This window comes from Dactylosporangium sp. NPDC000244 (assembly GCF_040300725.1).
Taxonomy (GTDB): Bacteria; Actinomycetota; Actinomycetes; order Mycobacteriales; family Micromonosporaceae; genus Dactylosporangium.
In genome coordinates this window covers 54,855-78,386 of record NZ_JBEPEH010000010.1, presented here as the reverse complement: position 1 = coordinate 78,386, position 23,532 = coordinate 54,855, and the positions used below count along the sequence as shown (strand labels likewise).

General features: G+C 73.1%; 26 protein-coding genes and 1 riboswitch. Of the genes, 22 read left to right on the top strand and 4 right to left on the bottom strand.

Features of this window, described 5'->3' with window-relative positions; genetic code table 11:
- The first annotated feature begins 77 nt into the window (after nt 1-77).
- The 5 genes from mihF to ABT369_RS15915 all read left to right on the top strand — a co-directional run bounded on the left by mihF (nt 78) and on the right by ABT369_RS15915 (nt 5,803).
- A complete protein-coding gene (gene mihF, locus ABT369_RS15935; RefSeq protein WP_190253177.1) occupies nt 78-398 on the top strand; it encodes an integration host factor, actinobacterial type in 321 nt (106 codons plus the stop codon).
- Between the two features lie 165 nt (nt 399-563).
- Complete coding sequence (gene rpoZ / locus ABT369_RS15930) at nt 564-833, top strand: DNA-directed RNA polymerase subunit omega (protein WP_350612578.1); 270 nt, start codon at nt 564-566, stop codon at nt 831-833.
- A gap of 7 nt (nt 834-840) precedes the next feature.
- Nucleotides 841-2,064 carry a bifunctional phosphopantothenoylcysteine decarboxylase/phosphopantothenate--cysteine ligase CoaBC gene (gene coaBC, locus ABT369_RS15925; RefSeq protein ID WP_350612576.1) on the top strand — a complete coding sequence of 408 codons (1,224 nt, stop codon included), beginning with the start codon at nt 841-843 and terminating at the stop codon, nt 2,062-2,064.
- A 126-nt stretch (nt 2,065-2,190) separates the two neighbouring features.
- Nucleotides 2,191-3,384, top strand: coding sequence for a methionine adenosyltransferase (gene metK / locus ABT369_RS15920; protein WP_350612574.1), 1,194 nt, complete (start codon nt 2,191-2,193; stop codon nt 3,382-3,384).
- 304 nt (nt 3,385-3,688) lie between these two features.
- Nucleotides 3,689-5,803: a primosomal protein N' gene (locus ABT369_RS15915; RefSeq protein ID WP_350612827.1), complete on the top strand. Its 2,115-nt coding sequence runs from the start codon at nt 3,689-3,691 to the stop codon at nt 5,801-5,803.
- Between the two features lie 643 nt (nt 5,804-6,446).
- Here the strand turns inward: ABT369_RS15915 and ABT369_RS15910 are convergent.
- Both ABT369_RS15910 and ABT369_RS15905 read right to left on the bottom strand, forming a co-directional pair.
- The gene (locus tag ABT369_RS15910; RefSeq protein ID WP_350612572.1) at nt 6,447-7,010 is read right to left on the bottom strand and encodes a P-loop nucleotide/nucleoside kinase family protein; all 564 of its coding nucleotides are present in this window, start codon (nt 7,008-7,010) and stop codon (nt 6,447-6,449) included.
- The gene (locus tag ABT369_RS15905; RefSeq protein ID WP_350612570.1) at nt 7,007-8,734 is read right to left on the bottom strand and encodes an ABC transporter ATP-binding protein; all 1,728 of its coding nucleotides are present in this window, start codon (nt 8,732-8,734) and stop codon (nt 7,007-7,009) included. Before ABT369_RS15905 ends, ABT369_RS15910 begins: the two co-directional genes overlap by 4 nt.
- A gap of 62 nt (nt 8,735-8,796) precedes the next feature.
- On the opposite strand from ABT369_RS15905, the gene def reads away from it, so the two are divergent.
- From def to ABT369_RS15890, 3 genes are read left to right on the top strand one after another with little or no spacing between them, the layout of a single operon-like run.
- On the top strand, nt 8,797-9,345 hold the full coding sequence (def, locus tag ABT369_RS15900) for a peptide deformylase (protein WP_350612568.1): 549 nt from the start codon (nt 8,797-8,799) through the stop codon (nt 9,343-9,345).
- Between the two features lie 7 nt (nt 9,346-9,352).
- Nucleotides 9,353-10,300: a methionyl-tRNA formyltransferase gene (gene fmt, locus ABT369_RS15895; protein ID WP_350612567.1), complete on the top strand. Its 948-nt coding sequence runs from the start codon at nt 9,353-9,355 to the stop codon at nt 10,298-10,300.
- A complete protein-coding gene (locus ABT369_RS15890) occupies nt 10,300-11,739 on the top strand; it encodes an RsmB/NOP family class I SAM-dependent RNA methyltransferase (RefSeq protein ID WP_350612565.1) in 1,440 nt (479 codons plus the stop codon). The genes fmt and ABT369_RS15890 overlap by 1 nt, the downstream gene beginning before the upstream one ends.
- Here ABT369_RS15890 and ABT369_RS15885 read toward each other — a convergent pair.
- A complete protein-coding gene (locus ABT369_RS15885) occupies nt 11,725-12,282 on the bottom strand; it encodes a hemerythrin domain-containing protein (protein ID WP_350612564.1) in 558 nt (185 codons plus the stop codon). The genes ABT369_RS15890 and ABT369_RS15885 overlap by 15 nt on opposite strands.
- A gap of 50 nt (nt 12,283-12,332) precedes the next feature.
- On the opposite strand from ABT369_RS15885, the gene rpe reads away from it, so the two are divergent.
- The 6 genes from rpe to ribH all read left to right on the top strand — a co-directional run bounded on the left by rpe (nt 12,333) and on the right by ribH (nt 17,838).
- Entirely contained in the window at nt 12,333-12,995 is a 663-nt protein-coding gene (gene rpe, locus ABT369_RS15880) for a ribulose-phosphate 3-epimerase (protein ID WP_350612562.1), read from the top strand.
- 20 nt (nt 12,996-13,015) lie between these two features.
- Nucleotides 13,016-13,969 carry a GGDEF domain-containing response regulator gene (locus tag ABT369_RS15875; RefSeq protein WP_350612560.1) on the top strand — a complete coding sequence of 318 codons (954 nt, stop codon included), beginning with the start codon at nt 13,016-13,018 and terminating at the stop codon, nt 13,967-13,969.
- A gap of 247 nt (nt 13,970-14,216) precedes the next feature.
- A riboswitch (FMN riboswitch) is annotated at nt 14,217-14,366 on the top strand.
- Nucleotides 14,367-14,489: 123 nt separating this feature from the next.
- Entirely contained in the window at nt 14,490-15,518 is a 1,029-nt protein-coding gene (ribD, locus tag ABT369_RS15870) for a bifunctional diaminohydroxyphosphoribosylaminopyrimidine deaminase/5-amino-6-(5-phosphoribosylamino)uracil reductase RibD (protein WP_350612558.1), read from the top strand.
- A 3-nt stretch (nt 15,519-15,521) separates the two neighbouring features.
- Nucleotides 15,522-16,121 carry a riboflavin synthase gene (locus ABT369_RS15865; RefSeq protein WP_350612556.1) on the top strand — a complete coding sequence of 200 codons (600 nt, stop codon included), beginning with the start codon at nt 15,522-15,524 and terminating at the stop codon, nt 16,119-16,121.
- Complete coding sequence (locus tag ABT369_RS15860; RefSeq protein ID WP_350612555.1) at nt 16,118-17,362, top strand: bifunctional 3,4-dihydroxy-2-butanone-4-phosphate synthase/GTP cyclohydrolase II; 1,245 nt, start codon at nt 16,118-16,120, stop codon at nt 17,360-17,362. The genes ABT369_RS15865 and ABT369_RS15860 overlap by 4 nt, the downstream gene beginning before the upstream one ends.
- Nucleotides 17,362-17,838: a 6,7-dimethyl-8-ribityllumazine synthase gene (gene ribH / locus ABT369_RS15855; RefSeq protein ID WP_350612554.1), complete on the top strand. Its 477-nt coding sequence runs from the start codon at nt 17,362-17,364 to the stop codon at nt 17,836-17,838. Before ABT369_RS15860 ends, ribH begins: the two co-directional genes overlap by 1 nt.
- Nucleotides 17,839-17,901: 63 nt before the next feature.
- Here ribH and ABT369_RS15850 read toward each other — a convergent pair whose 3' ends face one another.
- A complete protein-coding gene (locus ABT369_RS15850) occupies nt 17,902-18,390 on the bottom strand; it encodes a hypothetical protein (RefSeq protein ID WP_350612553.1) in 489 nt (162 codons plus the stop codon).
- 107 nt (nt 18,391-18,497) lie between these two features.
- On the opposite strand from ABT369_RS15850, the gene ABT369_RS15845 reads away from it, so the two are divergent.
- From ABT369_RS15845 to rplT, 8 genes are all read left to right on the top strand, one after another.
- The gene (locus ABT369_RS15845) at nt 18,498-19,073 is read left to right on the top strand and encodes a SigE family RNA polymerase sigma factor (RefSeq protein WP_350612552.1); all 576 of its coding nucleotides are present in this window, start codon (nt 18,498-18,500) and stop codon (nt 19,071-19,073) included.
- Entirely contained in the window at nt 19,070-20,083 is a 1,014-nt protein-coding gene (locus ABT369_RS15840) for a Gmad2 immunoglobulin-like domain-containing protein (protein ID WP_350612550.1), read from the top strand. The genes ABT369_RS15845 and ABT369_RS15840 overlap by 4 nt, the downstream gene beginning before the upstream one ends.
- 65 nt (nt 20,084-20,148) lie before the next feature.
- Complete coding sequence (locus ABT369_RS15835) at nt 20,149-20,412, top strand: phosphoribosyl-ATP diphosphatase (protein WP_380139083.1); 264 nt, start codon at nt 20,149-20,151, stop codon at nt 20,410-20,412.
- Between the two features lie 77 nt (nt 20,413-20,489).
- The gene (hisG, locus tag ABT369_RS15830; RefSeq protein ID WP_350612548.1) at nt 20,490-21,341 is read left to right on the top strand and encodes an ATP phosphoribosyltransferase; all 852 of its coding nucleotides are present in this window, start codon (nt 20,490-20,492) and stop codon (nt 21,339-21,341) included.
- Between the two features lie 15 nt (nt 21,342-21,356).
- The gene (locus ABT369_RS15825; RefSeq protein ID WP_350612547.1) at nt 21,357-21,830 is read left to right on the top strand and encodes a PH domain-containing protein; all 474 of its coding nucleotides are present in this window, start codon (nt 21,357-21,359) and stop codon (nt 21,828-21,830) included.
- A gap of 236 nt (nt 21,831-22,066) precedes the next feature.
- Nucleotides 22,067-22,687, top strand: a complete 621-nt coding sequence (infC, locus tag ABT369_RS15820; protein ID WP_350612825.1) for a translation initiation factor IF-3 — start codon at nt 22,067-22,069, stop codon at nt 22,685-22,687.
- A gap of 193 nt (nt 22,688-22,880) precedes the next feature.
- Nucleotides 22,881-23,075: a 50S ribosomal protein L35 gene (gene rpmI, locus ABT369_RS15815; protein ID WP_350612823.1), complete on the top strand. Its 195-nt coding sequence runs from the start codon at nt 22,881-22,883 to the stop codon at nt 23,073-23,075.
- An 88-nt stretch (nt 23,076-23,163) separates the two neighbouring features.
- Complete coding sequence (gene rplT / locus ABT369_RS15810) at nt 23,164-23,526, top strand: 50S ribosomal protein L20 (RefSeq protein ID WP_223095878.1); 363 nt, start codon at nt 23,164-23,166, stop codon at nt 23,524-23,526.
- The last annotated feature ends 6 nt before the right edge of the window (nt 23,527-23,532 follow it).

The following is a 23,532-nucleotide window of genomic DNA, read 5'->3' as shown; positions in this document are numbered from 1 at the left end:
GCCGAAATGGCTTCTGACCGCTAGTTTTCCCGGCGCTAGACCATCAACACTTTTTTCAAGGGACCTGAGGAGACCTGGTGCCGCTCCCGTCACTGAGCCCGGAACAGCGCGCGGCCGCTTTGGAAAAGGCGGCTGAGATCCGTAAGGCTCGCGCTGAGCTGAAGGAGCAACTCAAGCAGGGCAAGACGACGCTTGCCGCCGTGATCGACCGTGCGGAGTCCGACGACGTCGTCGGCAAGCTCAAGGTCTCGGCCGTGCTCCAGGCGATGCCCGGCATCGGAAAGATCCGGGCAACGCAGATCATGGAGAAGCTGAAGATCGCCGAGAGCCGCCGCCTGCGCGGTCTCGGTGACCAGCAGCGCAAGGCCCTGCTCGGGGAGTTCGCCGGCGGCAAGTGAGCCCCCGGCGGTCCCCCCGGACCGGTTGCATCATCCCGACGCGCTCGGACCTCTCCGGTCCGGGCGCGTCGGCGTTCCGGCTGCTCAGTCGGGCCGGGGCTCTGGTAGGGTTGTGCGGTTCGCTCGCAAGAGCCGTCAATTCCGAAAGTGTTGAGGTTTAGATCCGTGGCCGGAACCGTGGCAGACCCGCAGGGGATCACCAACCCGCCGATCGACGAGCTGCTGGAAAAGACGACGTCGAAGTACGCCCTGGTGATCTTCGCGGCGAAGCGTGCCCGCCAGGTCAATGCCTACTACAGCCAGCTGGGCGAGGGCCTGCTCGAATACGTCGGTCCCCTCGTGGAGACCACGCCGCAGGAGAAGCCGCTCTCCATCGCCCTGCGCGAGATCAACAGCGGGCTGCTGACCGCCGAGCGCATCGAAGAAGTCGTCTGAGCAAGCAATGCCTGACCAGCCCGCCGAGGCACGCCCTCGGGTCGTCCTCGGCGTGGCCGGTGGCATCGCCGCCTACAAGGCCTGCGAGCTGCTGCGGCGCCTGACCGAGTCCGGTCACCGGGTGCGGGTCGTCCCCACCGCCGCCGCCCTCACCTTCGTCGGCGAGGCCACCTGGGCCGCGCTGTCCGGGCAGCCGGTCAGCGCCGACGTCTGGACCGGCGCCCACGAGGTGCCCCACGTCCGCCTCGGCCGCGAGGCCGACCTGCTCGTCGTCGCCCCGGCCACCGCCGACATCCTCGCGAAGGCCGCGCACGGCCTCGCTGACGACCTGCTCACGAACACGCTGCTCACCGCCCGGTGCCCGGTGCTCTTCGCGCCCGCCATGCACACCGAGATGTGGGAGCACCCCGCCACCCAGGCCAACGTCGCCACCCTGCGCGCCCGCGGCGCCGTGGTGCTCGAGCCCGCCGTCGGGCGGCTCACCGGCGCCGACACCGGCAAGGGGCGGCTGCCCGAGCCGGCCGAGATCTTCGCCGTCGCCGTCCGGCTGCTGCGCCGCGGGGCGGGGGAGTCCGATCTGGCCGGGCGGCATGTCGTGGTCACCGCCGGCGGCACCCGCGAGCCGATCGACCCGGTCCGGTTCATCGGCAACCGGTCCTCCGGCAAGCAGGGATACGCGATCGCCCGTGCCGCCGTCGCCCGCGGGGCCCGCGTCACCCTGATCGCGGCGAACGTCACACTGCCGGACCCGGCGGGGGCCGACGTGGTGCGGGTCGAGACCACCGAGCAGCTGCGGGTGGCCGCGCTCGCCGCCGCCAAGGGCGCCGACGCCGTGATCATGGCCGCCGCGCCCGCCGACTTCCGGCCCGCGCACCTGTCCGAGACCAAGATCAAGAAGGTGGACGGCACGGCACCCGTGCTGGAGCTGGTCACCAACCCCGACATCGCCGCCGAGCTGGGCGCGGGCAAGCCCGAGGGGCAGGTGCTCGTCGCCTTCGCGGCCGAGACCGCCGACCTCGAGCGGGCCGTCGTCGCCGGGCACGAGAAGCTGCTGCGCAAGCGGGCCGACCTCATCGTGGTCAACGAGGTCGGCGTGAACAAGACCTTCGGTGCGGAGCGCAACCAGGCCGTCATCCTCGGTGCCGACGGCAGTCGCGATCCGTTGCCCGACCTACCCAAAGACGAGCTGGCGGATAGGATTTTAGACCGCGTGGCCGCCTGTTTCGCCTGATCGACGGGGTGTGAGGCGCAACGGAGCGCCGTGATACCCAGCCGGGGGTCGACCGCGGCGCCAGTCCGAGGTCGTACACTCTGGCGAAACTCATCTCTCGTCCGCCGTATCTCCTGAGGAGCACCATTGGCACGCCGCCTGTTCACGTCAGAGTCGGTCACCGAAGGCCACCCGGACAAGATCGCCGATCAGATCAGTGACGGTGTTCTCGACGCGCTCCTCGCCCAGGACGCGCGCAGCCGCGTGGCGGTCGAGACGCTCATCACGACCGGCCAGGTCCACGTCGCCGGCGAGGTGACCACGACCGCCTACGCCGACATCGCGAAGATCGTCCGCGAGACGATCCTGGGCATCGGCTACGACTCGTCCAAGAAGGGCTTCGACGGCGCGTCCTGCGGCGTGAGCGTGTCCATCGGCTCGCAGTCGCCCGACATCGCGCAGGGCGTCGACTCGGCCATCGAGGTGCGTGAGGGCGCCGGCGGCGACGCTCTCGACCTGCAGGGCGCCGGCGACCAGGGCATGATGTTCGGCTTCGCGTGCAACGAGACGCCGGAGCTCATGCCGCTGCCGATCGCGCTGGCCCACCGCCTCGCCCGCCGCCTCTCCGCGGTGCGCAAGGACGGCACGATCCCCTACCTGCGCCCGGACGGCAAGACTCAGGTCACCATCGAATACGACGGCCTGCGCCCGGTGCGCCTGCACACCGTCGTGGTGTCCAGCCAGCACGCCCCGGACATCTCGCTCGACTCCCTGCTCACCCCGGACGTGCGCGAGCACGTCATCGCCCCCGAGCTCGAGGGCCTGGGCCTGGAGACCGAGGGCTACCGGCTGCTGGTCAACCCGACCGGTCGCTTCGAGATCGGCGGCCCGATGGGCGACGCCGGCCTGACCGGCCGCAAGATCATCGTTGACACCTACGGCGGCTACGCTCGCCACGGCGGCGGCGCGTTCTCCGGCAAGGACCCGTCGAAGGTGGACCGTTCGGCGGCCTACGCGACGCGCTGGGTGGCCAAGAACGTGGTGGCCGCGGGCCTGGCCGACCGCTGCGAGGTGCAGGTGGCCTACGCGATCGGCAAGGCACACCCGGTCTCGCTGTTCGTGGAGACCTTCGGCACCGAGGTCGTGCCGGTCGAGCGCATCGAGAAGGCCATCAACGAGGTCTTCGACCTGCGCCCGGCCGCCATCATCCGCGACCTGGACCTGCTCAAGCCGGTCTACCAGCAGACCGCGGCCTACGGTCACTTCGGCCGCGAGCTTCCCGGCTTCTCGTGGGAGCAGGCCTCCCGCACGGCCGAGCTGAAGTCCGCCGCCGGCGCCTGACGCATTCTCGAAAACTTTTCCGACGTTGGCCGATCAGCCCGGATCCCGGTTTGATCGGCCTTCGTCATTTCCGTCGCCCGACGGAAATCCGTCAGAGTCTATTCATTCAGCTTCACCTCGCAATGATGCGCGCTCAACCGATCCATCAGAGCCTATTGAACCGGCGTTGTTCCCCGAGTCGGAACTGAAGCCGCGCGCGGCCGCCGAGCGCATTGCCGGAAACGCCGGCGGGAAGGCGCGCGCGGCGCGCAAGGCGGCTCCGCCGAAACGCGCGGCCGACGATTCGCCGATCGCCCGCGTGTGCGTGGACAGCCCGCTGCCCCACCTCGACCGCCCCTTCGACTACCTGGTGCCGGCCGAGGCCGCCGCGGCCGCCCACCCGGGCACGCGCGTGAAGGTGCGCTTCGCCGGCCAGCTCGTCGACGGGTTCGTGCTCGAACGGGCCGCGTCGAGCGAGCACGAGGGGCGGCTGTCGTACCTGGAGAAGGTCGTCTCGCCCGAGGTCGTGCTCACGCCGGCCGTCGCGCGGCTGGCCCGGGAGGTCGCGGACCGGTACGCGGGCACCCTCTCCGACGTGCTGCGCCTCGCGATCCCGCCCCGCCACGCACGGGCCGAGGCGGCCGAGCCGGCTCCCGCGCCCGAACCCTTCGCCATCCCCGCCGGTGCCTTCTCACCCCGCCCTGCATCGTCGGCTCCCGGCCCCGCCTCGTCGTCTTCGGTTGCCGGCTCCGGCGGGTCGTCTCCGGTTTCCGGCTCCGGTGACTCGTCCTCGGCGGTCGGCTCCGGCGGTTCGTCCCCCGCGGTCCGCTCGGCTGATGGGGCTTCCGCGGCCGGCGGGGGCGGGACCCGTCGCGACGGCGGTGCGGGTGACGGTGGGTTCGGGGCGGGCTGGGCGCGGTACACGGCCGGCGCCGCGCTGCTGAGGGCCCTCGCCGACGATCGGGCGCCCCGTGCGGTCTGGACGGCCCTGCCCGGCGAGGACTGGCCGTCCCGCCTCGCCGAGGCCGCCGCGACCAGCCTCGCCGCCGGCCGGGGCGCGCTCGTCGTGGTGGCCGACGCCCGGGACCTCGACCGCCTCGACGCCGCCCTGCTGCGGGTCCTCGGCGGCCCGGGCCACCACGTGGCGCTGTCGGCCGCGATCGGGCCGGCCGAACGGTACCGTCGCTTTCTCGCCGTAGCCCGCGGCACCGCCCGCATCGTCATCGGCACCCGCGCGGCCGCCTTCGCCCCGGTGCACGGCCTCGGCCTCGTCGCCATCTGGGACGACGGGGACGATCTGCACGCCGAGCAGCGCGCCCCGTACCCGCACGCCCGTCAGGTCCTGCTCGCCCGCGCCGAGCAGGAGCGGTGTGCGGCGATCGTGGGGGGCTTCGGACGTACCGCTGAAGCACAACAGCTCGTCGAGACCGGCTGGGCGATCGAGGTCGGCGCCGCCCGGGACGAGCTGCGCCGGGTCATGCCGCGCGTGCTGACCGTCGGGGAGCACGAGCGTGCCCGGGACCCTCAGGCCCAGGCCGCCCGCCTGCCCACGATCGCCTGGCGCGCCGCCCGCGAGGCCCTGGCCGGCGGCCGGCCCGTGCTCATTCAGGTGCCCCGCCGCGGGTACCTGCCCGCCGTCGCCTGCGCCGACTGCTACACCCCGGCCCGCTGCACCCACTGCTCCGGCCCGCTCGCCCTCCCGGCCGCCGACGGGATTCCCGTGTGCCGCTGGTGCGGCCGCCCCGCCGCCGGCCACGCCTGCCCCGAGTGCGGCGGCCGCCGGCTGCGCGCCGCGGTCGTGGGCGCCCGCCGTACGGCCGAGGAGCTCGCCCGGGCCTTCCCCGACACGACCGTGCGCACCTCGGGCCGCGACGAGATCCTCACCGTCGTGCCGCACGAGTCCACCCTCGTCGTCTCCACCCCCGGCGCCGAGCCGCTGGCCGAGGGCGGCTACGGCGCCGTGCTCCTCCTCGACGCCTGGGCCTTCCTCACCCGCGCCGACCTGCGCGGCACCGAGGAGGCGCTGCGGCGCTGGTTCGCGGCGGCGGCCCTGGCCCGGCCGGGCGCGCCGGTGGTCGTGGTCGCCGACGGCGGGCTGGTGGCCGTGCAGGCGCTGCTGCGCTTCGACCCGGCCTGGCTCGCGGCCCGCGAACTCGCCGACCGGCGCGAGCTCGGCTTTCCGCCGGCGGCGCGGATCGCGGCACTGACCGGGCCGCCGGCCGCGGTCGCCGAGTTGCTGTCGCTGGCCGAGCTGCCGCCGGGCGCGGAGGTGCTCGGGCCCGTGCCGGCCGCGGAGGGGCAGGAGCGGATGCTGGTCCGGACGGCGCGTTCAGCGGGGAAAGCACTGGCGCTGGCGTTGAAGGCGGCGGCGGGGGCGCGCTCGGTGCGCAAGGCCGCCGACCCGGTCCGCATCCAGGTCGACCCGCTCGACTTGCTGTAAACCGCTTCCGCCCGGCCCCGCCCACGCAGCCGCTCGGCCCAGCTCACCCCGCCGCGGCCCGACTCGGCCCGCCCGGCTTGTCTCGCTTATCTCATTTGTCCCGCTTGGCTCGTCTCGCTCGGCACCCGCTCGACCTGCTCGGCCTGCTCGACCCGCTCAGCGCGCTCGACCCGCTCGACCCGCTCGACCCGCTTGGCGCTCGACCCGCTCGACCCGCTCAGCGCGCTCGACCCGCTCAGCGCGCTCGACCCGCTCAGCGCGCTCGACCCGCTCAGCGCTCAGCCCGCTCAGCGCGCTCGACCCGCTCGACCCGCTCAGCGCGCTCGACCCGCTCGACCCGCTCAGCGCGCTCGACCCGCTCAGCGCTCAGCCCGCTCGGCGCGCTCGACCCGCTCAGGCTGCGTGGCCGGCTCGACCCACGCGGGCCACGCAGGCGCGTGAGCCGCACACTCGCTTGGCTCACATGGCCGCCCGGCCCGCTCGGACCTCCCTGGCGGCAGCGCCACCAGGCCGGCGTTGATGCCGTGCGACGTAATCCGTCTTTTCCGGCATTTCGCAAAGGCAGAGCCCTGCCGAAAGCTGCGTTCCGGACATATCGCCGGTCAGGGTATAAATCCGATAAGTCGTGCGCGGAGCGCCCGACTTATCGCGCCAAAACCGACGAAAGCGCCTCCAACAACGGCGGCGCCCCAGCCCGATTGTCGACCTCCACATGCGGCACCACAGGCGCCCGATCCGGCGGAATAGCCGCCAGAAACTCCGCCCACCGAGCCAGCTTCTGCCCGTCCCGATCCGACCCCCGCGCAATCAGCCGCTCCCGCAACGTCTGCGGATCGGACCGGACCCAGACCAGCGACACCGGATCCCCGCCCAGCGCCGCGGTGAACGCCCGCCAGCGGGCCGCGTCCGAGATCTGCCCGGTGAACGGCGCCGAGAGCAGGACCGGGCAACCGTGCGAGCGGATCTCCCGTGCGGTCGCGGCGAGGCCCGCGTACTCGTGGATCTTGATGTTCGCGTCGTACCACGGGCCCTCGCGCTCGCCGCCGGGCCGGCCGGCCGCCTCCAGCGTCGCGGCCACGAAGTCGCCGTAGACGGTGTCCTTGTCCAGCAGGGCCGGCGTGGGGGAGAGCAGGCGCAGCAGCAGGGCGGCGACCGTCGACTTGCCGGCGCCCGGCGGCCCGGCGACGACCCAGGCGGCGGCGGTCATGCCACCAGGAGCTGGTTCGTGGCCAGCTCGCGGTAGAGGGGGCTGGTCTCCAGCAGTTCCTCGTGGCGGCCGACGGCGGCGACCCGGCCCGCCTCCAGCACCACGATCTGGTCCGCGTCGACCACGGTGGACAGGCGGTGGGCCACGACGATCATGGTGCGGTCGCGCGCGACGGTGTCGATCGCCTCGCGCAGGGCGACCTCGTTGCGCGCGTCGAGGTTCGAGGTCGGCTCGTCCAGCAGCAGGATCGGGGGCGCGGAGAGCAGGGTGCGGGCGATGGCCAGCCGCTGCCGCTCGCCGCCGGACAGCAGCACGCCGCCCTCGCCGACCTGGGCGTCCAGGCCGTGCGCGGTGCGCCCGACGATGTCGGTGAGGTTGACCGCCGCGAGGACGTCCAGCATCTGGGCCTCGGTCGCCTCCGGCATGGTCAGGCGCAGGTTCTCCCGCAGAGTGCCGGCCAGCACCGGGGCCTCCTGCTCGACGTACCCGAGGTGGGCCCGCAGCGCCCTGCGCGGCAGGTCGCGCACGTCGGCCCCGGCCACCCGGACCGCGCCGCCGGTGACGTCGTAGAAGCGCTCGACGAGCTGCAGTAGCGTCGACTTGCCGGCGCCGGAGGGGCCGACGAGGGCGGTGCGGGTGCCGAACGGCACGGTGAACGAAACGTCCCGCAGCACCGGCTCCGGCGCCGCCGCGTAGCCGAACGTGACGTGCTCGAAGACGACCGCGGCCGGGCCGGCGCCCGGGCTCGCGGTGCCCGCGTCGGCCTCCAGGGGCACGGCGAGGATGTCCTCCATGCGCTGCAGCGCGCCGAGGCCGGTCTGCAGCTGGGTGTACGCGTGCATCGCCTGCCCCAGCGGCATGACCAGGAAGAACAGGTACAGCACGAACGCCACCAGGTCCCCGACGGAGATCGAGCCCGCGGCGACCCGCGCGCCCCCGACGCCGAGCAGGAGCAGGAACGAGCCCTGGATGGCCGCGATGCTCGCCGGGCCGACGAGCGCCTGGAGGCGGGCGATGCGCACGCCCGCGTGGTACGCCTCCTCGGCGCTGGACTCGACGGCCGCGATCTCCCGGTCCTCGGCGTTGCTGGCCCGGATCGTGCGGGCGGCCGAGAGCGCGCGCTCCACGGCGCTGGTCATCTCCCCGATGCGCTCCTGTGCCGCCTCCGAGGCGGGCCGCACCCGGCGGGAGAAGACCAGCGCGATCGACAGGCCCACCGCGAGCCCGAGCCCGGCGGTGAGGAACAGGATCGGGTCGAGCAGCAGCATCGCCACCGCCGCCCCGACCACCATCACCGCGCCGGTGACGGTCTCGAACAGCCCCGACGTGACCACGGCCCGCAGCAGCGTCGTGTCCGCGCCCACGCGGGAGAGCAGGTCGCCGGTGCGACGGGAGTCGTACTCGCTGATCGGCAGCCGCAGCAGGTGCCGCGTCAGCCGGCGGCGCGAGCTGAGCACGAGCCCCTCGGCCGTGCGCTGGAGCAGGAAGTCCCGGACCGCGTTGAGCGCCGCGACCGCCGCGAGCACCACCACGAGCAGGGCGACCGTGCCCCACACCGCGCGCGACGCCTGCAGCCCGTCGAGCACCTCCCGGGTGAGCAGCGGCTGGGCGAGCGTGGTGACGGAACCGAACAGTGAGAGGACCCCGACGACGACGAGGGTGGCCCGGTGATCACGGAGGTACGGCAGGAGTGACCGCAGCGAGACGCGAGGCGAGTCGGACACGAATCCAAGCTAGCCTAGACTTGGACGGCTGAATTCTGCCGAACTCCAAGATGAGGTGCCGCTTGACCGTCCAGTCCGTCCGTCTGTTCGGCGACCCGGTGCTGCGCACTGCCGCCGACCCGGTCGCCGACTTCGACAAGGAGCTGCGCAAGCTGGTGAGCGATCTGCTGGACACGATGCACCAGCAGAACGGCACCGGCCTGGCCGCCCCGCAGATCGGGGTCGGGCTGCGGGTGTTCTCCTTCGACGTCGACGAGGTGGTCGGGCACCTGGTCAACCCGGTGCTGGAGTTCCCCGACGAGGAGGAGCAGGACGGGCCCGAGGGCTGCCTGTCGATCCCCGGGGTGTATGTCGACACCAAGCGGCGCCAGAACGTCATCGCCAAGGGCTTCAACCAGCACGGCGACCCGATCCAGATCGTCGGCACCGGGCTGATGGCCCGCTGCGCCCAGCACGAGACCGACCACCTCGACGGCGTGCTGTTCGTCGACCGGCTCGACGCCGAGCGGCGCAAGCAGGCGATGAAGGAGATCCGGTCGGCGGAGTGGTACAACCCGGACACGCCGCCGGTCGTCAAGACGAGCCCGCACGGGCTCTTCGGCATCCGGTGAGGCTGCGGTGAGGCTGATTTTCGCGGGCACCCCGGTCGTGGCGCTGCCCGCCCTCGACGCCATCGCGGCGTCGCAGCACGAGCTCGTGGCGGTCGTCACGCGCCCGGACGCGCCGTCCGGCCGCGGCCGGCAGCTCGTCCCGTCCCCGGTGAGCGCCTGGGCGAGCGAGCGCGGGATTCCCGTGCTCACCCCGGCCAAGCCGCGCGACCCGGAGTTCCAGGACCAGCTGCGCGCCCTGGAGCCGGACTGCGCCCCCGTGGTCGCTTACGGCGCTTTGGTACCACGCAGTGCCCTCGACATTCCGCGGCACGGCTGGGTGAACCTGCACTTCTCGCTGCTGCCCGCCTGGCGGGGCGCCGCGCCCGTGCAGCACGCGGTCCTGCACGGCGACGAGGTCACCGGGGCGAGCGTCTTCCAGCTGGAGGAGGGCCTGGACACCGGGCCGGTCTACGGCACGCTCACGGAGGCGGTCGGCCCGCGGGACACCTCCGGCGACCTGCTCGAGCGGCTGGCCGGGTCCGGCGCCGAGCTGCTCGTGCGGGTGCTGGACGGCATCGCGGCGGGGGCTCTGTCGGCGGTACCGCAGCCGCAGGAAGGCATCTCGAACGCTCCGAAGCTGACCGTGGAGGACGCCCAGGTGCGGTGGTCCGATCCGGCGTTCGCGGTCGACCGGCGGATTCGGGCCTGCACCCCGGCCCCGGGCGCGTGGACGACGCTGCGCGGCGACCGGCTCAAGCTCGGCCCGGTGACCCCGCTCACGGCCGCGACCGTGATCGCCGGCGGCCCGGCCGCGCCCGGCCCGGGCGAGGTGGTCGTCGAGCGCAACCGCGTGCTCGTCGGCACCGGCACCGTGCCCGTGGTGCTCGGCACCGTCACCGCGCCCGGCAAGAAGGCGATGCCCGCGGACGCGTGGGCCCGCGGTGCCCGGGTCGAATCCGGGGAGCTCGTGTCTTGATGCGCTCTGCTCCTCGGCGCGGCCCGGGTCAGCGGCCGGCCGGTGGGCGCGACGACCGGCTCGCCCGGCCCCCGCGCGGCGGCCGGCCGGCGATCGACCCGGCCCGCGAGGCCGCCTACGAGGCCGTGGCCGCCGTGCACCGCGACGACGCCTACGCCAACCTGGTGCTGCCCGGCATCCTGCGCGAGAACGGCGTGTCCGGGCGGGACGCGGCGTTCGCGACCGAGCTGACCTACGGCACCCTGCGCCAGACCGGGACCCTCGACGCGATCGTGGCGGCCGCGGCCGACCGGGCGATGGAGCGCATCGACCCGCCGGTGCGCGACGCGCTGCGGATCGGGGCGTACCAGCTGCTGCACATGCGCGTCGGCGCCCACGCCGCCGTGGCGACCACCGTGGACCTCGTGCGCTCGCTGGTGCCGGGCGCGGCCGGCTTCGCCAACGCGGTGCTGCGCCGGGTCGCCGAGTCCGATCGCGCGGCCTGGGTCGAGCACCTGGCGCCCGCGGACCCGATCGCCCGGGCCGCGCTGGTGCACGCCCACCCGGCGTGGATCGTCAACGCGTTCGCCGACGCGCTGGGCTCCCTCGACGAGGCCGAGCTCGCGCTGGACGCGGACAACCTGCCGCCGGCCGTGCACCTGTGCGCCCGGCCGGGGCTGGTCTCCGCGGCCGACCTCGCGGGCGGGCTGCGCGGGGCGACGGTCGGGCGCTACTCCCCGTACACGGTCGTGCTCGCCGGCGGGGGAGACCCGGGCGGGATCGCGGCCGTGCGCGACGGGCGCGCGCACGTGCAGGACGAGGGCAGCCAGCTCGTGGCCGCCGTGCTCGCGAACGCGCCCGTGGACGGGCCGGACGAGCGCTGGCTGGACCTGTGCGCCGGGCCGGGCGGGAAGGCGGGCCTGCTCGGCGCGCTCGCCGCCCAGCGCGACGCGCACGTGACCGCGGTCGAGGTCGCCCATCATCGGGCGGCGCTCGTGGCCCGGGCGACCGAGGGGCTGCCGGTCTACACCATCAACGCGGACGGCCGCGACGTCGGCAAGGACCCGGACCTGCCCGAGGGCGCCTTCGACCGGGTGCTCGTCGACGCGCCGTGCACGGGTCTGGGCGCGCTGCGCCGCCGGCCCGAGGCGCGGTGGCGCCGCCAGCCGTCGGACCTGCCGCCGCTCACCCGGCTGCAGCGGGAGCTGCTCCAGGCGGCCTTCCGGGCGGTCCGGCCGGGCGGGGTCGTGGCGTACGTCACGTGCTCGCCGCACCAGGCCGAGACGGAGGTCTCGGTCACGGAGGCGGCCCGGCGCTCGTCGATCGACATGGAGCTCGTGGACGCGCGGCCGTATCTGCCCGCGGCCCTGCCCGAGGTGGGGACCGGCCCGACGGTGCAGCTGTGGCCGCACCGGCACGGGACGGACGCGATGTTCGTGGCCCTGCTACGCCGCGCCTAGGCTCTCCTGCGAGCCCCGCTGGTGGGGCGGCCGGGCGTCGGGGACGAGCGCGGCGACCGCGTCGCGGTGCCCGCATCCGGCCCCGATCAGCCGGTCCCGCTCGGCCAGCCAGGCGACCCCCAGGGCCGAGCGGGTGGCGGCGTCGAGCTGGAGACGGGCGTCGTTGAGCAGCGTCCGCTCCTCCTCGTCGACGTGGTGGGCGAGGGAGTTGGCCAGCTTGCCCACGGCGCGGTCGAACTCGGGCGCGAGCACGTCGGCGACGTCGAGCAGGGCGAGGAGCTTGCGGTGCCCGTCGATGTGCTCGTCGGCGCCGTGCTCGACGTGCGCGCCGCCGCCGGACAACTCGCGCAGCTTCGGGTAGACCTCCGACTCCTCCGCCGTGGCGTGTGCGACGAGGAGGCCGGCGAGCTCCGTGCGGGCGCTCTCGCGGCGGGCCCGAACCGACTCGGTGTCGGTGTCACGGGTGCGCAGGACGCGCAGGAGATGTTCGAACCGCACGTGGTCGCTGACGATGGCCTCGACGACATCCCCGGCAATATCCATGGAAGCCATTCTCGCAGCCGAGGTGGGAGATCACCGATAGCATCACGCCTGTGTCGGACAACGTGGTGATCGCGCCCTCGATTCTCGCTGCGGACTTCGCCCGCCTGGCCGAAGAGGCCCGGGCGGTCGAAGGGGCCGCGGACTGGCTGCACGTGGATGTCATGGACTACCACTTCGTGCCCAACCTCACGATCGGGCTGCCCGTGGTGCAGAGCCTGCGCCGGGCGACCACGCTGCCGTTCGACTGCCACCTCATGATCGCCGACCCGGCGCGGTGGGCGAGCGCCTACGCCGAGGCCGGGGCCTACAACGTGACCTTCCATGCCGAGGCGGCCACCGACCCGGTGGCGATCGCGAAGGACCTGCGCTCGGCGGGCAGCCGGGCCGGGCTGGCGATCGACCGGGACACCCCGGTCGAGGGCTACCTGGAGCTGCTGCCGCACTTCGACCTGCTGCTCATCATGACCATCAAGGCCGGCTTCGGCGGCCAGGCGTTCATGCCCGGCCTGCTGGATAAGGTCCGCACGGCTCGTCGCCACATTGACACCGGTCATCTCGAGTTGCGCATTGAAGTCGACGGCGGCGTGGCCGAAGATACGATCGCGGCGTGTGCGGAGGCGGGGGCCGACACGTTCGTGGCCGGAACCGCCGTCTACGGCGCGGAGGACCCGGCCGCGGCGGTCCGTAAGCTGCGCGGCCTCGCCGCCGCCTAAATCGAGCAGACGGGACAAAGGTGGGCGAACGCGACCTGATCCTCGTGGTCGACGACGACGTCGACATCGCCCGGTTCATCAAGGTGAACCTCGATCTCGAGGGTTTCGAGGTGATGATGGCCAACGACGGGGCCACCGCGCTGAACATGATCCAGGAGTACAAGCCCGCGCTGGCCGTGGTCGACTGGATGATGCCGCAGCTGGACGGGCTCGAGCTGACCCGACGGCTGCGGGCCGACCCGATGACCGCCTCGATGCCGGTGATCCTGCTGACCGCGCGCGGGCAGACCGCCGACAAGGTGATCGGGCTGCAGGCCGGCGCCGACGACTACCTGGTCAAGCCGTTCGACACCATGGAACTGGTCGCCCGGGTGCGCTCGACGCTGCGGCGCAACCAGGAGAACCGGGAGGTGTCGCCGCTGACCGGCCTGCCCGGCAACACCCGCATCCTGCGCGAGATCACCGACCGGGCCCGGGCCGGCACCGACTTCGCCGTCTCGCACGTGGACATCGACCGGTTCAAGCCGGTCAACGACGTCTACGGCTTCCAGCGCGGCGACGAGTTCATCATCGGGCTCGCCCGCGCGCTGCACCGGGCCGTGGTCGAAGTCGGGCTGCCGCCGGCGTTCCTGGGCCACATCGGCGGTGACGACTTCCTCATCGTCTGCACCCCGGAGCAGCTCAAGGGCCTGACCACGAACGCGATCCTGGCGTTCCAGGCCGTCTCCGACACACTGTACGACCCGGTGGACGCCGAGCGCGGCTACATCGAGGTCGTCTCCCGCACCGGCGAGGTGCAGCACCCGAACCTCGTCACGCTGTCGATCGGGGTGGCCGTCGCGACGCCCGAGAGCGGGAAGTTCACGGATCCGCGCGAGGTCATCGCCATCGCCACCGAGATGAAGAAGGTGGCCAAGAAGCACAACGGCAACTACGTGGCCGTCGACCGGCGCAGCGTCGTCGACCTCAGCTGAGGCGATCCCAGGGGCTGGATCGAAGTGGGGGCCGGGCTGCGGCGGACTCAGGCGTCGCCTGGAACCACGCCGGTCACACCCGATACAACCCCGGTATCGGGGCGCGCCCGGCGCGGCCCCAGCCGACGCCTGAGCCTCGCCTCGCTCCGGCCCCCACTTCGATCCAGCCCCTAGTTGTGACACATATCCCGGAACCGGGCCGGTAAGGACCGGGGGTTGTGTGTCAGACTCAGGGTACGTACCCACCACGCGCTGGCGGGGCTCGGTGAAATTCCGAACCGGCGGTAACCGCTCCTGAACGGGAGCGGAAGCCCGCGACCCGGTCGAAGCCATCGGCCGGTGGACCTGGTGTGAGTCCAGGGCCGACGGTCATAGTCCGGATGGGAGTTCAGCGCGCGGGATCCGGTGTCGCCCACTGCGGGCGGTTCCGGAGGGTCGCCGCGCGCTCCCCGGCGCAGTTGTTCCGGGGGTGCCATCGGCGTCCCCCCGCGTGTGATCACAGACCACGCGGGAGAGGGCCATGGCAGACGACGGGACGTTCATGCGACGCGCCATCGAGCTGGCGCGCCTGAGCCTCGGCGAGACCAGCCCGAATCCGAACGTCGGCTGCGTGCTCGTCGCGCCGGACGGGCAGATCGTGGGCGAGGGGCGAACGGCCCCCGCCGGCGGACCGCACGCCGAGGTCAGGGCGCTGCTGGCGGCGGGCGAGCGGGCCCGCGGGGCCACCGCCTACGTCACCCTCGAACCGTGCGACCACACCGGCCGGACCGGGCCGTGCTCGCGCGCGCTCGTCTCGGCCGGGGTGGCCCGGGTCGTGGTCGGGGTCGCGGACCCCAACCCGGTGGCGGCGGGCGGGGCCGAGACGCTGCGGTCCGCCGGGGTCGCCGTGGAAGTGGGTTCGGTACTGCACGAGTCCGCCCACGACGCCATGGAGGGCTGGCTCACCGCGGTGACCCGCGGCACTCCTTACGTGATCTGGAAGTTCGCGGCCACGCTCGACGGCCGCTCCGCCGCCGCCGACGGGACGAGCAAGTGGATCACGTCCCCGGACGCCCGGGCGGACGTGCACCGGCTGCGGGCCGGGGTCGACGCCATCATCGCCGGCATCGGCACCGTCCTGGCCGACGATCCCCAGCTCACGGTGCGTTCGGCCCAGGGCGTGCTCGCCGAGCGCCAGCCGCTGCGGGTGGTGGTCACGGGCGAGCGCGGCGCCGAGCTCGAGCGCGGCGGCTTCCGGGTCATGGACCGCGCGGCCGCGACCTGGGTGGCCCGGGGCGGTGACCTCCCGGCCATGCTGCGCGAGCTGTACGCGCGCGGGGTGCGGGTGGCGCTGCTCGAGGGCGGCCCGACGCTCGCGGGTGCGTTCCTGGCGGCCGGTCTCGTGGACCGGGTCGTCGCCTACCTCGCGCCCAAGCTGCTCGGGGCCGGCCCCGCGGCCCTGGGCTTCGCAGGAATCTCCAGCATCGCCGAGGCATTGACGCTCGACGTTGTCGACCTTGCCAGGATCGGGCCCGACGTGCGCCTGACGGCAACAGTGAAAGGTGCGTGAGCAGTGTTCACCGGCATCATCGAAGAGCTCGGGACGGTCGCGGCGATCGACGAGCTGGGCGACTCCGCCCGGCTGGAGATCCGCGCGGCGACCGTCACCTCCGACGCCGCCCACGGCGACTCGATCTCGGTCAACGGGGTCTGTCTCACGGTCGTGGACAACGCCGACGGCGTGTTCACCGCCGACGTGATGGGGGAGTCGCTGCGGCGCTCGACCCTCGGCGCGCTGCGACCGGGCTCCGCCGTGAACCTCGAGCGCGCCGCGACCGTCGCCACCCGCCTCGGCGGCCACATCGTGCAGGGCCACGTCGACGGGGTCGGGCAGATCCTGTCGCGCGAGGCCGGCGACCAGTGGGAGACGGTGACGTTCGCGCTGCCCGAGGGGCTCGGGCGCTACGTGGTGGAGAAGGGCTCCATCACCGTCGACGGGATCTCGCTGACCGTCATGGCCGTCACGGACGACACGTTCTCGGTCGGGCTCATCCCGACCACGCTCAAGCTCACCACGCTCGGCGCCAAGGGCGTCGGCGAGCGGGTCAACCTGGAGGTCGACATCATGGCGAAGTACGTGGAGAAGCTGCTCGGGAAGGCCGCACAGTCATGAGCGAACCTGTCACGGACCTCGACCCGATCGAGCGGGCGGTCAAGGACATCGCGGCCGGGCGCCCGGTGATCGTCGTCGACGACGAGGACCGCGAGAACGAGGGCGACCTGATCTTCGCGGCCGAGTTCGCCACGCCGGAGCTGGTCGCGTTCATGGTCCGCTACACGTCCGGCTACATCTGCGTGCCGATCACCGAGGCCGAGGCCGACCGGCTCGACCTTCCGCCGATGTACCGCACCAACCAGGACCGCCGCGGCACCGCCTACACCGTGACGGTCGACGCCCGCTTCGGCGGCACCACCGGCATCTCCGCCGCCGACCGCGCCCGCACCATCAAGCTGCTCTCGTCGGCCGACACCCAGCCGCACGACCTGTCCCGGCCCGGGCACATCGTGCCGCTGCGGGCCAAGGACGGCGGCGTGCTGCGCCGGGCCGGGCACACCGAGGCCGCCGTGGACCTGGCCACCATGGCCGGGCTGCGCCCCGCCGGCGTGCTGTGCGAGATGGTCAACGACGACGGCACCATGATGCGCCTGCCCGACCTGCGCAAGTTCGCCGAGGAGCACGACCTGGCGCTGATCAGCATCGCCGACCTCATCGCGCACCGCCGCCACACCGAGGAGCAGATCGAGCGCGTCGCCGAGACCCGGCTGCCGACCGAGCACGGGGTGTTCCGGGCGGTCGGGTACACCCAGAAGTACGGCAACGGCGAGCACATCGCCCTCGTCTACGGTGACCTCGGCGACGGCGAGGACGTGCTCGTGCGGGTGCACTCGGAGTGCCTGACCGGCGACGTGTTCAGCTCGGTGCGCTGCGACTGCGGCCCCCAGCTGGAGGCGTCCTTGAAGATGGTCGCGGCGGAGGGGCGCGGCGTCGTGCTCTACATGCGCGGGCACGAGGGCCGGGGCATCGGGCTCATGCACAAGCTCCAGGCGTACCAGCTGCAGGACCTCGGCCGCGACACGCTCGACGCCAACCTGGACCTCGGGCTGCCCGCCGACGCGCGCGAGTACGGCACCGGCGCCCAGATCCTGGTCGAGCTCGGCATCAAAACGATGCGGCTGCTCACGAACAATCCGGCGAAGCGGGCGGGGCTGGAAGGGTACGGTCTGTCCGTACTGGGTCGTGTGCCCCTGCCGACCCGGCCGCACCCCGAGAACGTGCGCTACCTGCGCACCAAGCGGGACCGTATGGGGCACCTGCTGGACGAGCTCGACGAGGTCGCGGAGGGACTTGCGTAATGGCTGGGAGTGGGGCACCCGTCCTGCAACGGGTGGACGGCACGGGACTGACGCTCGGCATCGTGGCCACGCGGTGGCACGGCGAGCTCGTCGACCACATGCTGAACCGGGCGATCGAGGCCGGGGAGGCCTCCAACGTGGACCACATCACGGTGGCCCGGGTCGACGGCGCGGTGGAGCTGCCTGTGCTCGCGCAGGGGCTGGCGCACCGCTTCGACGCGGTCGTCGCGCTCGGCGTGGTCATCCGGGGGGACACGGCGCACTTCGAGTACGTCTGCCAGTCCGTGACCGACGGGCTCACCCGGGTCGCCCTGGACTGCTCGACGCCGGTCGCCCACGGGGTGCTCACGGTCGACAACTACGAGCAGGCGCGGACCCGGGCCGGGTTCGCCGACTCCTCGGAGGACAAGGGCTACGCGGCCGCGCTGGCCGCCCTGGACGCGGCGGTGGCGCTGCGGCTCGTCGCCAAGTCCTGAAGGCTCGCCGCCGAGTCCTGACGTGGTGGGTGGTGGGAGGCGCCGCGGCCTCCCACCCGCACGTCAGACCTCGAGGGCCGCGGCCAGCTCGTCGCGGAAGGTGCGCTCGGCCGCGGTGACCTGCTCGCCGCCGATGCCCAGCACGCCGCCGGAGCTCGCCGCGCCCACGACCACGTCGGCGACGGTGACCACCCAGTAGCGGTAGGCCTCGGCGTCGGCGTGCTCGGCCTTGGCCGCCAGCAGCTCGTGGGCCGCGCCGGCCCGCGAGATCACGTCGGCCAGCCCCGCGTCGCGGTCGGGGAACTCGATCACCGGGGGCTCGTCGCCGTCGGTGATGTTGCCCTGGCGGCTGACCACCTCGGCGGCGACGCTCTTCACGAGCTCGCTGGACGAGCCGCGCCCGTCGGCGATGGCGGTCATGCCCGCCGCCCACTCCTCGCGCGTGCGCCGGGCCCCGTCGTGTTCGGCCTGGGACGCGGCGATCAGGACGGACTGGGGGAGGCCGACGAGCAGGCCCCACTCTTCGTCGGTGTACTTCGGCTCCGTATCCACGAGGCACAGGGTAACCAGGTGATCAGCCCGGTAAACCGATGGGCGGACTCGCGCGTCGTCTGGGTGTGATGGCGGAGGCCGCGGCCGCGGCGTGGGACCGTAGGCCGGTGCAGGCAGCGACTCCCGGGAGCCCGGCCTTCGAGCCGGGCCGCGAGACGGTGCCCGACGAGACCGCCCGGGGATGGAGCGCCGACGACGCGATCGGGGCGCTGTTCGCCGCGCACTACCGCGGGCTCGTGCGCCTCGCGGTGCTGCTCCTGCACGACGAGGGGGTCGCGGAGGACGTGGTCCAGGACGCGTACGTCGCGCTGCACCGCCGCTGGTGGCGCCTGCGGGACGCGGACAAGGCGCTGGCGTATCTGCGCACCAGCGTGGTCAACGGGGCGCGCTCGGCGCTGCGCAGGCGGGGCGTCGCCGAGCGGCACATCGCCCGCGGCCCGGACGGCCCGCAGGTCGTGGCCAGCGCCGAGACGGGCGCGCTGAGCCTGCTGGCGCACCGGGAGGTGCTGGAGGCGGTACGCAGGCTGCCCACCCGCCAGCGCGAGGCGATCGTGCTGCGCTACTACGGCGAGCTGTCCGAGGCCGAGATCGCCGACGCCATGGGGGTCAGCCGCGGCGCCGTCAAGAGCCACGCCTCCCGGGGCATGGCCGCCCTGCGCGAGAGCCTGGAGCGGGCCCGATGAGGCCGGGGCAGTCGGCGGAGGAACGGCTCCGGGAGGCGCTGCGGGCCCGGGCCGCCGAGGTCGAGCCGTCGCCGGACGCCCTCCCGCGCATCCGCCGGCGCACTGCCCGCGCCTGGCACCGCGGCGTGCCGGTGCTGGCCGCCGCGGCGGTGGCCACCGCGGCCGCGATCGCGCTGGGCGTCGTGGCGGTCGGGGCCGGCCGCGGCGAGCACCGGCCCGCCCCGCCCGCCGGCTCCGTGTCCCAGACGCCGGCCCCGCCGGAGGTGCCGCCGAGCGGCCCGGAGCCCTCGGGGACGGCGCCGCAGACCGTCAACCTGCCCGCCTACTTCACCCGCAACGGCCGGCTGTACCGCGAGTTCCTCCCCGCCGCCGCGGGCGACGACCGGGCCCGCGTCAGGGCCGCCGTCGAGCTCTCCCTGCAGGGCCGGGCCGAGGACCCCGACTACCGCAGCCTGTGGCCGGCGACCGTGCGGGTGCACGGGGTCACGATCGACGGCGGCGTGGTCACCGTCGACCTCGGCGGCGTCGGCTCGGCCCCGGCGGACGCCAAGCTCGCCGCCCAGCAGCTCGTCTACACCGTCCTGGCCGCGGCGACCTACACGTCGGTCCGGCACGCCGACGGGGTCCGGGTGCTCGTCGACGGCGCGCCGGTGGCCCGCCTGTGGGGCGTCGTCGACACGAGCGGGCCGCTGCGCCAGGGCACCCTGGCCGATCTCCAGGCGCCGGTCTGGGTCATCGAGCCCGACCAGGGCGCGGTGGTGGGCAAGAGCTTCACGGTGTACCTCGCCGGGGTGGTCCCCGAGGGCACGGTCAACCTGCGCGTCCGGGATGCCGCGGGCAACCCGGTGTACGAGCGGATCGTGCAGCTCAGCGCGGGTGCGCCGGCCCTCGGCGAGGCGCGCGTGCCGGTTTCGCTGCCGACCGGGCGGTACACCGTGGAGGCTTTCTTCCTGTCTGCGCAGGACGGCAGCGTGCAGTGGGTCGACGACCACGAGTTCTCCGTGGGGTGACCGGCGACACGCCTGTCAGTAACCGGATTCCGTTTCCGGCCCCAGGCCTGCGAGAATCCCTGCCCGTGAAGACCTTCGACGAGCTGTTCGCCGAGCTGAGCGCCAAGGCGGCGGCCGGCACCCCGGGATCCGGCACCGTGGCGGCGCTGGAGAAGGGCGTGCATTTCATCGGCAAGAAGGTCGTCGAGGAGGCCGCCGAGAGCTGGATGGCGGCCGAGCACGAGGGCCGGGAGCGCACTGCCGAGGAGCTGTCGCAGCTGCTCTACCAGGTGCAGTGCCTGATGCTGGCGACGGGGTTGTCGCTGGAGGACGTGTACCGACATCTGTAGGCCGGTTCTGCACCTATAGGCCGGTTCCCGGCCTGCGCCTGCCCGTCGTGCCGACCCACCCGTCTGGAGACCAGCCCATGCTTCGCATCGCCGTGCCCAACAAGGGCACCCTCGCCGGCCCCGCCACGCAGATGCTCCAGGAGGCCGGCTACCGCCAGCGCTCCGACCCCAAGGACCTGCTCTGCCGCGACGACGCCAACGGCGTCGAGTTCTTCTACCTGCGCCCGCGCGACATCGCCACCTACGTCGGCTCGGGCGACCTCGACCTCGGCATCACCGGCCGCGACCTGCTCATCGACGCGGGCAGCCCGGCGGTCGAGGTGCTCGACCTCAACTTCGCCCGCGCCACGTTCCGCTTCGCCGCCGTCCCCGGCTCGGTGAAGGGCTCCGCCCCGTCCGACCTCGAGGGCCTGCGGGTCGCCACCGCCTACCCCGGCGTGATGGAGCGCTACTTCGCCGAGCACGGCGTGCGGGCCGAGGTCATCCGGCTCGACGGCGCCGTGGAGAACGCCATCCGCCTCGGCGTCGCCGACGTCATCGCCGACGTGGTCGAGACGGGCCGGACGCTGCGCCAGGCCGGCCTGGAGACGCTCGGGGAGCCGATCCTCAAGTCCTCGGCGCTGCTCATCCGGCGCGCGGGGGAGGAGCTTCCGGCGGGTGTACCGCAGCTGCTGCGCCGCCTCCAGGGCGTCCTCGTCGCCCGGCAGTACGTGATGCTCGCCTACGACGTGCGGGCCGACTCGCTCGACGCGGCCGTCGCGCTCACCCCGGGCATCGAGTCGCCCACCATCTCCCCGCTGCACCGCGAGGGCTGGGTCGCCGTGCAGGCGATGGTGCCCCAGGCCGAGGTGCACCGGATCATGGACGAGCTCTACGAGGTCGGCGCCCGCGCCATCCTGGTGACCGGAATCCACGCCTGCCGGCTGTAGTGGCAGACTGGGGCCGTGAGCAGCAGCGAGCAGAGCACGGCCCCACTCGTCGCCCGTCCGCAGCGGGCGCGGATCATCGCCTATGTCCTGGCGCTCGTCGTCGCCGTCGTCTTCACGCTCATCGCGTTCGGCCTGCACGGCAAGACCGGCGACGGGCCCGGCTATTTCCAGCGCGGCGACCAGGCCGCGATGATCGGCCTCGGCCTGTGCGCGGCCGCCGCCATCCTGCTCATGACCCGCCCCCGCGTCGAGGCCGACGAGCACGGCGTGCGGGTGCGCAACATCATCGGCGGCTACGACCTGCCCTGGGATACCGTCCGCGGGGTGACCTTCGGCCGCGGCGCCCCCTGGCTCACCCTCGACCTGCACGACGACGAGCGGGTGGCGGTCATGGCGGTGCAGATGGCCGACAAGGACTACGCCGTCAAGGCCGCCCGGCGCCTGCGGGCACTGCACTCGGCGAGCTTGACAACATCCGTGGTAGAGTAGTCGGCGTCGACCGCATCCCGTCCCAACCGGGGTGTTCGAAGCGGGGCCTCGGCTCCCACCCGTGCAGCTGATCTGGCGGCCGGGTCCGGTCCGACCGTGGCGGCCAATCGGTCGCGGTGGTCGAACGGCCCTCGCCTGCGCATGCGCGGCGGGGGTTTTTGGCGTTGCTACGCCCAAAGGGCTTGCCCGGCGGATGCGTCGACCGCATGAGTTGAAGCACCTATCGAGGAGGCCACATCAGCGTCGAGCCACGCGTCAACGAGCAGATCCGGGCACGTGAGGTCCGGCTGGTCGGCCCGGAGGGTGAGCAGGTGGGCATCGTCCCGCTCGAGCGCGCACTCCAGCTGGCCGCCGACGTGGACCTGGACCTGGTCGAAGTTGCGCCCATGGCACGCCCGCCCGTCTGCAAGCTCATGGACTTCGGCAAGTTCAAGTACGAGAGCGCGCTCAAGGCCCGGGAAGCCCGGCGTAACCAGCAGCAGACCGTCATCAAGGAGATGAAGCTCCGCCCGAAGATCGATCCGCACGACTACGAGACCAAAAAGGGTCATGTGGTGCGGTTCCTGAAGGCGGGCGACAAGGTCAAGGTAACGATCATGTTCCGTGGCCGCGAGCAGAGCCGCCCGGAGCTTGGTTTCCGGCTGCTGCGCAAGCTCTCGGAGGAGATCTCGGAGCTGGGCTTCGTCGAGGCCGCGCCGAAGCAGGACGGCCGCAACATGATCATGGTCTTGGCACCGCACCGCAACGTGAAGGCCGCCGCGACCGAGCGTCGCGAGGGCAAGGCGGACGGCACCCCGGGCGCGGAAGGCGAGACTGTCGCCGACCTGCCCGAGCCGGTCACCGCCGACCAGGCTTGATCCGAACGGCCTGACACCAGGCCGCCCCGGCACCCCGGATCGTCACCAGAGGTCCGGGGGTGCCATAACGCCCGGGCCGCGACCAGCGGCCCGGGGCGTCGTACCAGCATGTCCACCACCGCGTCGTGCGGGCGGGTCCGCACCATGCGGAATGCCCGGCTGCGCGCCGGAGCTAATGAAGGGCAACATCACCATGCCGAAGTTCAAACCGCACTCCGGGATGAAGAAGCGCGTGAAGATCACCGGTCGCGGCAAGATCCTCAGCGAGCCGGCGGGCAAGCGGCACCTCCTCGAGGTCAAGCCCAGCAAGCGCACCCGTCGCCTGAGCGGCAACGTCGAGCTCGGCGCATCTGAGACCCGCCGGGTCAACAAGCTCCTCGGGCGATAACCGCCGCTTCTCCCCCCGACCTTTCTCGACCTTTCGACCGGTTGCACGGGCGTCGCCCGGGCCGGTCTCGCCTGAGGAGTAACGAACCGTGGCACGCGTGAAGCGGGCAGTCAACGCCCAGAAGAAGCGCCGCACCGTCCTGGAGACCGCCAGCGGCTACCGCGGGCAGCGCTCGCGGCTGTACCGCAAGGCCAAGGAGCAGGTGCTGCACTCGATGCAGTACGCCTACCGCGACCGTCGCGACCGCAAGGGTGACTTCCGCCAGCTGTGGATCACCCGGATCAACGCCGCGGCCCGCGCGAACGGCATGACGTACAACCGTCTGATCCAGGGCCTGCGCCTCGCCGGTGTCGAGGTGGACCGCAAGATCCTCGCCGAGCTCGCCGTGAGCGACGAGAAGGCGTTCACCGGCCTGGTCCAGGTGGCGAAGACGGCCGTTGCCGCCGCCTGACGACGA